The sequence below is a fragment of the Dokdonia ponticola genome (assembly GCF_042653865.1).
GTDB lineage: Bacteria > Bacteroidota > Bacteroidia > Flavobacteriales > Flavobacteriaceae > Dokdonia > Dokdonia ponticola.
Map to the genome: position 1 here is coordinate 1 of NZ_JBHSFV010000029.1, position 7,972 is coordinate 7,972.

General features: G+C 37.6%; 6 protein-coding genes. 5 read left to right on the forward strand and 1 reads right to left on the reverse strand.

What is annotated here, in order from left to right; all coding sequences use genetic code 11:
- Positions 1-526 precede the first annotated feature (526 nt).
- The 4 genes from thrS to rplT all read left to right on the forward strand — a co-directional run bounded on the left by thrS (position 527) and on the right by rplT (position 3,817).
- The gene (gene thrS, locus ACFO3O_RS22295; RefSeq protein ID WP_379983034.1) at positions 527-2,473 is read left to right on the forward strand and encodes a threonine--tRNA ligase; all 1,947 of its coding nucleotides are present in this window, start codon (positions 527-529) and stop codon (positions 2,471-2,473) included.
- A gap of 59 nt (positions 2,474-2,532) precedes the next feature.
- Positions 2,533-3,045, forward strand: coding sequence for a translation initiation factor IF-3 (infC, locus tag ACFO3O_RS22300; RefSeq protein WP_379983039.1), 513 nt, complete (start codon positions 2,533-2,535; stop codon positions 3,043-3,045).
- Between the two features lie 132 nt (positions 3,046-3,177).
- Entirely contained in the window at positions 3,178-3,375 is a 198-nt protein-coding gene (gene rpmI, locus ACFO3O_RS22305) for a 50S ribosomal protein L35 (RefSeq protein WP_379983035.1), read from the forward strand.
- 97 nt (positions 3,376-3,472) lie between these two features.
- Positions 3,473-3,817, forward strand: coding sequence for a 50S ribosomal protein L20 (gene rplT, locus ACFO3O_RS22310; protein WP_379983036.1), 345 nt, complete (start codon positions 3,473-3,475; stop codon positions 3,815-3,817).
- Between the two features lie 103 nt (positions 3,818-3,920).
- On the opposite strand, the gene ACFO3O_RS22315 is transcribed toward rplT, so the two are convergent.
- A complete protein-coding gene (locus ACFO3O_RS22315; protein WP_379983037.1) occupies positions 3,921-4,319 on the reverse strand; it encodes an OsmC family protein in 399 nt (132 codons plus the stop codon).
- A gap of 193 nt (positions 4,320-4,512) precedes the next feature.
- Between ACFO3O_RS22315 and ACFO3O_RS22320 the strand changes: the two genes are divergently transcribed.
- Positions 4,513-7,972, forward strand: a 3,460-nt coding sequence (locus tag ACFO3O_RS22320) for an IgGFc-binding protein (RefSeq protein ID WP_379983038.1), incomplete at its 3' end; no start/stop codon positions are given.

A 7,972-nucleotide genomic window follows, 5' to 3' on the forward strand; every position in this document is an offset into this window, starting at 1 on the left:
CCATATACTCCCTCTCAAAGCGGGTGCAAATGTACAATTTAATTTTACTTCTAAACAAACAAAAAAAATAAATATTTTTATTTTTTTATCCCTACCTAAAAACAAACCAAACACTATCTAAAAGAACACGCTTACCAAAAAGCGGACAGCAAAGATAACACGTATTTCACAATCAAAAACTAAAAATGAAAAGATTTTTTGAAATAATTTTAAAGGATTGGAAAATAGAGGAGTATACTACAAAACTAGCATACAACTACTCCTTATTAATAGGGCAATAAAAAGAGAGGACTGTACAACCTTACATTGACATACTAAAGATGAGTTCCTGAATTAAAAACATCTAGTAAAATGACAGATGAAATTAATACTAAACTTTCAAAAATAAAATGATCCCCACTACATGTTTTATACAAACATTCGGTATTTTGAAAATTAGATAATTCATTAGCAGTAATTCCGAATATTACATATTGTAAAACGATTAAAGTAACAGTATCTTTGTCTAATAATTTATAAGACGATTATGATCAACATAAGCTTGCCGGATGGCAGTGTAAAACAAATGGAAAATGGAGCAACTCCTATGGATGTTGCTAGAAGTATAAGTGAAGGGCTTGCTAGAAATGTAATTTCTGCAAAATTCAACAAGGAAACTGTTGAAACCTCTACCCCATTAACTACTGACGGATCTATCGTTTTATACACATGGAATGACGACGAAGGAAAGGAAGCTTTTAGACATTCTTCTTCGCACGTGCTTGCTCAAGCGTTATTAGAACTCTATCCTGGTGTAAAGTTAACTATAGGGCCTGCTATTGAAAATGGGTTTTATTATGATGTAGACACAGGAGATCATGTTATTTCCGACAAAGATTTTAAACGCATAGAGGATAAAATGCTCGAAATTGCCCGCGGTAAACATGATTTTAAAATGAGATCAGTCACCAAAGACGAGGCATTAGCTAAATATAAAGCAGAAGGAAACGAATACAAAGTAGAGCTTATTGAAAACCTAGAAGACGGAACGATTACTTTTTGTGATCACGACACTTTTACAGATTTATGTAGAGGAGGACATATTCCGAACACAGGTATCATCAAAGCAGTTAAAATCATGAGTGTTGCTGGTGCTTACTGGAGGGGTGACGAAAACAAGCCTCAACTTACTAGAGTATATGGAACCTCTTTCCCAAAACAAAAAGACCTTAAAGAATATTTAGAACTTCTTGAAGAGGCTAAAAAAAGAGATCATAGAAAATTAGGAAAAGAACTAGAGCTATTTACATTTTCAAAAAAAGTAGGCCAGGGACTTCCATTATGGTTGCCTAAAGGTGCCGCTTTGCGCGAAAGACTTGAAAACTTTCTAAAAGATGCTCAAAAGAAAGCAGGTTACGAAATGGTGGTTTCTCCTCATATAGCACAGAAAGAGCTTTACATTACTTCAGGTCATTTTGCAAAATACGGAGAAGATAGTTTTCAGCCTATTAATACCCCAGCCGAAGGCGAAGAGTTCTTACTCAAACCTATGAACTGCCCTCACCATTGTGAGATGTATAATGCACGTCCTTGGAGTTACAAAGAGCTTCCAAAACGATATGCAGAGTTTGGTACAGTCTATCGTTATGAGCAATCTGGAGAACTTCATGGCTTGACTCGTGTAAGAGGATTTACCCAAGATGACGCTCATATTTTCTGCACACCTGATCAGATAGACTTTGAATTCAAAAATGTGATTGATCTTGTATTGTATGTTTTTGGATCTTTAGGATTTGCAGACTTTACAGCTCAAGTCTCTTTACGAGATCCTGAAAAGCCAGAAAAGTATATTGGTAGCGATGAAAATTGGGAAAAAGCAGAAAATGCCATCTTAAATGCCGCAAAAGAGAAAGGTTTAAATTATGTTATTGAAACTGGCGAAGCTGCTTTTTACGGACCAAAGCTTGACTTTATGGTAAAAGATGCTCTAGGAAGAAGCTGGCAATTAGGAACTATACAAGTAGATTACAACCTCCCTGAGCGGTTCGAACTCACCTACAAAGGAAGTGACAATGAGCTACATAGACCTGTTATGATACACCGTGCTCCTTTTGGAAGTATGGAGCGCTTTATTGCTATTTTACTAGAACACACTGGCGGAAACTTTCCTTTATGGCTTGTTCCAGAGCAAGCTATTATTCTTACACTGAGTGAGAAATATGAGAAATACGCTAAAAAAGTTTTAAATTTGCTAGAAAATCACGAAATTCGCGCCCTTGTAGATTATAGAGGAGAGACTATGGGTAAGAAAATTAGGGAAGCAGAAATGCAAAAAATCCCTTTTATGATTATCATAGGAGAGCAGGAAGAAAAAGACAATACAATATCTGTAAGACGCCACGGTGGTGAAGATATGGGGAATATGACCATAGACGCTTTCGCGAAAGCGGTACAAACCGAAATAAAAGAGACTATAAAAACATTTGAAGTTTAATTTAAATATAATAAGCCATAGCAATACGTAGAAAAAGATCGAAAGGTCCCGCAAGAATTATTAAAGAAGATCAACACAAGATCAACCAAAAAATACGTGCCCGTGAGGTACGACTTGTAGGAGACAATGTTGAAATAGGAGTATATCCTATAGCAAAAGCATTAAGCATAGCCGAAGAGCAAGAGTTGGATCTTGTGGAGATATCTCCAAATGCCTCACCTCCTGTTTGTAAGATCATTGACTACAAAAAGTATGTATATGAGCAAAAGAAGCGTGAAAAAGTCATGAAGGCGAAAGCCTCTAAAGTGATTATTAAAGAAATACGTTTTGGTCCCAATACAGATGATCATGACTATGAGTTTAAAAAGAAACACGCAGAGAAGTTTTTAAAAGAAGGCGCAAAGCTAAAAGCCTATGTTTTCTTTAAAGGACGCTCCATCATATACAAAGACAAAGGAGAGATTCTTTTACTAAAATTAGCTCAAGAATTAGAAGAGTTAGGAAAAGTAGAGCAACTGCCACGTCTAGAAGGGAAGCGCATGACCATGTTTATCGCACCCAAGAAAAAATAAAAGATATACCTACATAAATAGGTGCCCTACAATAAGCCCTTGAATTTTTAAATTCAAGGGTTTATTAACGATAAAATGCCTGGTAAAAGAGGCATACAAAAAAAGAGAGTTAATTAATAAAACTAGGAACAGATGCCTAAAATGAAAACAAAATCCAGTGCTAAAAAGCGTTTTAAGCTTACAGGTACAGGTAAGATCAAAAGAAAGCACGCTTTTAAGAGTCATATCCTGACAAAAAAATCTAAAAAACGTAAGCTTAAGCTGACTCATGACGGATTAGTTCATGAAGCAGATGAAAACAATGTTAAGTTAATGCTTCGTTTGAAGTAATTGCCTTAACCGGTTACATTAAATTATAAACCCTGGAGTTAGGCCATTAAATTGAGCAAGTGTCCAAAAGACCGCCTACTACAAAAAAAGTAAAATTATGCCAAGATCAGTAAACTCAGTAGCTTCTAGAGCCCGAAGAAAAAAGGTGATGAAGCAAGCAAAAGGTTATTTCGGACGTCGTAAAAACGTCTGGACCGTTGCAAAAAATGCGGTGGACAAAGCGATGCAATATGCATACAGAGACCGTCGTCAAAAGAAAAGAAATTTCCGTTCCTTATGGATTACTCGTATTAATGCGGGTGCCCGTATGCACGGGATGTCTTATTCTCAGTTTATGGGGAAAGTAAAAGCAAATGATATCGAGCTTAACCGTAAGGTGCTTGCAGACCTTGCTATGAACCACCCAGAAGCTTTTGCAGCAATCGTAAATAAAGTAAAATAAGGCTCAAGCCGAATTTATAATAACAATTAACTCTTTTTAAAAGTCCTATTCTATGTGAATAGGACTTTTTTTATGTCCTTATTTGAGCTATTTCTACCACTTTTTACCAATTAAACGTGACTTCTTTCTCAATATCTGGGTGCAAACTATAATGAACGGGACACGTATTGGCGGTATGTTCTAATATTTTTTGAGTCTTTGTATCCAAGGTCTCTGGGAAATCAAATACTACTTTAATCTTTGATATTCGTCTAGGATCCGCACTCATCGTTTTGGTCACATGCGCCACCGCTCCTTTTATAGAAATATTTAGTTGGTTTGCTTTGATTCCCATCATGGTGAGCATACAATTTGCCAGACCCGTCGCAACCGTATCTGTAGGAGAAAACGCCTCCCCTTTTCCTTGGTTATCTGTGGGTGCATCTGTTATAAAACTACTCCCCGATTTAAGATGTACATTTTCTGTTCTGAGATCTCCTAAATAGGTTATTTTACTTGTCATATATCTTGTTTTATGTAAATATACGCTTTCGCGAAAGCGTATACAAAATGATCAAAAATAGCATCTATCTACTCAATTACCATAGGTACACTGACTAACTATTGTTAAAGTAATGATTCTATAAAGTTATCTTAAAATATATTGCCTATTTTTAGAAGTTAACATATCACACCATCGAATCAATCTCACACTTATGAAACTAAAGTACATCGCTTTTTTACTTTTTTCCTTTCTATATATTATCCCAAGCATTGCTCAATTAGGCTCTACACATTATATTCCGCCATTACATGCGCGTCCAGGCTCAGATATCACAACAGCAACTGTATATCTATCTACGCCATTTCCTACACCTATTAATGTAACAATATCAAGAGGAGATGGTACGATTCTTACAACACTGACCATCTCACAGGGAAATCCAGCGTTATACAATCCTGGAGCGGCAGGGAACTCTCCTGTAATTGCCCAAGCGACAGAACTTAACACCCCTATCGTTGGCAAAGGTCTTATCTTAGAATCTACGCAATTATTTTATGTGAGTTTACGTACCTATAGTTTTAATCACGCTGGCTACCTTACCGCCAAAGGAGAAGATGCCTTAGGACAAAGTTTCAGGTTAGGAAGCGCGCCTATCAACCCTAGTAATGGCGCTCATAATTTTTTTGCCTCTATTATGGCAACAGAAGATAATACCGCCATCACATTTTCTGATTATGATGCGGCTAATATGGTATTTCAAAATGGACTTACGCCTAACCAAACCCTTAATGCAGGGGAAACATTTGTAGTCTCTGGATATAGTGGTGATCCTGATAATAATGAGGGATTTATTGGAGCGCTTTTAACAGCGGACAAACCTATTGTTGTGAATAGTGGTAACCTACGAGGCACCATGCCTAATCCTGATACAAACGCTGCAAATTGGTCAGACCATATGATCGATCAAATCGTAGATGAAAGTGCCACAGGATTTGAATACATGCTGATACGAGGAGGTGGAAACCCTGTCTCTGAAAGACCCCTTATCATTGCCAATCAAGATAATACCGAGATATTTGTCAATGGAAATCCCATTGGAGTCACCTTAAATACAGGGGAATATTTTATTCTTAATGATGATAACCTTTATTTACCCGCAGATCCAAATGCAGTGCATAGAAATATGTTTATCAGCACCAATGACGATACAAAGAGCATTTATGTATATCAATTTTTAGCAGGGAGATCTGGTGCAAATAATCAAACCATAACGCCTCCCGATGTTCCTGACGCTACTCCAGGAATGAACTTTATTCCTCCATTAAGTTGTTTCTTTCAAAATAGTGTAGACCTTATTCCCTCTGTAGATGAAATCTACCCTGGTAGTATTGAAGATTATGTGGGGAATCTCTTAATTACATCAAGAGTAGGAAATACCGTGTCTGTAAATGGTACCGTAATTCCAGCTGCAAGTGCGTTACAAAATCCAGGAACACCTGATTGGGAAACCTATTTTCTAGCAGATCAAATGGGTAATGCTTCTATCATAGCAGATGGCCCTATAGCTGTTGGCCTTTTTGGTAGTGACAACAGAAATGTTGCTCTAGGACTAGGAGGTTCTGCAGGTTTTGGAGGGTATTACTCAGGGTTTGCTGTGACTCCACAAGATACAGATACAGATGTTTGTACAGATGCTGGTTTGATTAACTTATTAGATCGTTTTGACGGAAACCCTCCCACTGGAGGTACATGGACTCCCCCTCTTGACAGTGGTACAGATATTTTTGACCCACTTACAGATCCCATTTCTAATCCATCTCTTATCTATAACTATGTCGCTGTCGGGGATTGTGATCCTATAGACGTAAATATCACAGTTACGATTGTAGATACACCTGTCTTAGATCTAATTCCTAATGTTGATGCTTGTGAAACGTTTACTTTACCAGATCCTAGTACTATTTCTGGTACTTTTCTAAATAACCCTGAGTACTATGATGCTCCACAGTTTAACCCTACAGCAAGTGTTGTTGATTGGACCATTCCAATTACCACGACAACAACTCTATTTGTATTTGATCAAAATGAAGCAGATCCAGATAATTGTACCGCAGAGATAAGTTTTACTGTTTTTGTAAATGACACTGCTGTTGCAAATCCAGTTCCTGATCAGATTGTATGTGATGACCCTACCAATGATGGACTATCCATCTTTGACCTCACAGCCCTTGAAGCAACTATCCTTGGGACACAAAGTCCATTATCGTACACCGTTACATTTCATACAACACCTGCAGATGCAACAAATGGAGATGCTCCTATCATGACCCCTGGGGCATTTTCTTCTGGAACAACCACTATTTTTGCTAGAGTAGAAAACAATCTAAGTGATGTTTGTTTTGACACCACTCCTATCAATTTAGTTGTAAGGGTATTACCTATTGCCATAGCACCCCCACCACAAATTTTATGTGATGACACTTCTAATGATGGATTTGAAATTTTCAACTTAGATAGTCTAATTCCCACCATATTGAATGGACTAGATCCTGCTAGTTTCTCTGTTACTTTTCATCTGTCTCAAGTAGACGCAGATATGAATACTGCAGCCCTCACAGGCACCAATGCTTACAACTCTGAGGATGACATCATTTTTGTAAGAGTCGAAAACAATTTACTCACAGATTGCTTTACCACAACATCATTTACCCTTACAGTTCAAGCAAGACCAATACCTTTAGACCCAGGTCCTTTTATTGTGTGTGATAATGCATCTGATGGTAGTGATACTAATGGGTTTACTGTTTTTAATTTAGCTTCCTTAAATGGAACTATTTTAGGAGCACAAGATCCTACAGCCTTCACACTCACATATCATATCGATGCGAATGATGCGCTTTTAGATCAAAACCCGCTTCCACTTAGTTTTACCAATACAGATCCCGGTGGACAAACCATTTTTGCACGACTAGAAAATGATGCCTTTGCTGATTGTTTTACTGCCATTCCCATTGTTTTGGAAGTAGCGCCTTTGCCAGTGATTATCGATCCAGCCCCCTTATTAACTCAGTGTGATGATGATACCGATGGTTTCTCAGTGTTTAATTTAACAGAGGCAGAGTCATTGATCTCTTCCGATGCTGCTAACGAAACATTCCAATATTTTGATTCTCTCGGCAATCCTATTGCAGATCCTATTGCATATACCAACAGTGTAATCAATAATGAAACGCTAGATGTTCTTGTCACCACCGTAAACGGATGTTCACGTCCTGCACAGTTGTTACTAGAGGTAGATACCTCTCAAATCCCTCCTGATTTTTTAGTGCCGTTTGAAGAGTGTGATACTGATGGTGATGGAGTTGCTGTATTTGATTTTACAACAGCCACCCCTCAGATCTTGGCTTTGTTCCCTCCCGGACAATTACTCACGGTGACGTATTATGAAACATTACAAGAAGCATTAACAGAGGTCAATGCGATTGCTGATATCTCAAATTATGCTAATAATTTAGCCTTTACTGATGTTAATGGTGTTCAAGGAATTTATGTTCGTGTAGATGGTGATACGGCCAACGATTGTGTGGGTCTAGGAATTCATGTACAACTCACGGTACTTCCTAATCCAGTATTAAATACAGATGTTTCTGATTTTATAGAATGTAGTGATG

What these genes read in the sequence shown, in the direction of transcription:
- thrS (WP_379983034.1), top strand. Translation starts at nt 527, where the DNA reads ATGATCAACATAAGCTTGCCGGATGGCAGTGTAAAACAAATGGAAAAT.
- rpmI (WP_379983035.1), top strand. Translation starts at nt 3,178, where the DNA reads ATGCCTAAAATGAAAACAAAATCCAGTGCTAAAAAGCGTTTTAAGCTT.
- rplT (WP_379983036.1), top strand. Translation starts at nt 3,473, where the DNA reads ATGCCAAGATCAGTAAACTCAGTAGCTTCTAGAGCCCGAAGAAAAAAG.
- ACFO3O_RS22315 (WP_379983037.1), bottom strand. Translation starts at nt 4,319, where the DNA reads ATGACAAGTAAAATAACCTATTTAGGAGATCTCAGAACAGAAAATGTA.